This window comes from Goekera deserti (assembly GCF_010685995.1).
GTDB lineage: Bacteria > Actinomycetota > Actinomycetes > Mycobacteriales > Geodermatophilaceae > Goekera > Goekera deserti.
The window spans coordinates 1-759 of sequence record NZ_JAAGWK010000013.1; the positions used below are offsets into that span (position 1 = coordinate 1).

Here is a 759-nt window from a genome sequence, read left to right on the forward strand (position 1 = left end):
CTCCGCGACGGGCTCGCGACGGGCCCGCCACGGGCCCGGCGGGCGGCCCGCGCGGCACCTCCCGGGGACGGCCCGCTCGGCGCGTCGGCCCCCACCCGCCGTCGCTGCACCTACGCTGCGGGGGTGGACCACCTGCCGAGCCGAGGCGAGGCGGCCGTCGACCCCCCGGCAGAGTTCCGTGCTGCCCTCGAGGCCATGGCGACCGTCTCGCCCCGCCCCGAGATCGTCGTCGAGCACATCCCCGCGCCGCAACGCCTCGCGCCCTATGCCCACGCCGTCGCCGCACGGGTGTCGGAGGTCGTCGGTGACGACGACTCCGAGATCGCCACCGGGCGGTTCATCGTGCTCCACGACCCGGCCGGTCACCCGGCCTGGGACGGCACCACCCGCTGCGTCGGCTACCTCTCCGCCGGCACCGACGAGCAGCTCGTCGACGACGAGCTGTTCTCCGAGGTCGCCTGGAGCTGGCTGGTCGACGCCCTGGACGAGAACGGCGCCGACCACCACGCGATCGGCGGCACCGTCACCCGCACGGCGTCCACCCGCTTCGGGGACATCGCCGGCCCGGAGCACGCCGTCGACGTGGAGATCCGGGCGTCCTGGACCGCCGAGGGCACCGACCTCGACCGGCACCTGGGCGCCTGGCTCGGCGTCCTGTCGCACGCCGCCGGCCTCCCCCCGCCCGGGGTGCACCTGCTCGGGCCGGCCGGCAGCGCCGCCGGGTCCAGCGGCTCCTGAGCCGGCGTCCTAGACTCGCCG

Annotated in this window: 1 protein-coding gene; it reads left to right on the forward strand. The window is 77.2% G+C overall.

What is annotated here, in order from left to right:
- Positions 1–123: 123 nt before the first annotated feature.
- Positions 124–738 carry a DUF3000 domain-containing protein gene (locus G1H19_RS10800; protein WP_235927905.1) on the forward strand — a complete coding sequence of 205 codons (615 nt, stop codon included), beginning with the start codon at positions 124–126 and terminating at the stop codon, positions 736–738.
- Positions 739–759: the final 21 nt, after the last annotated feature.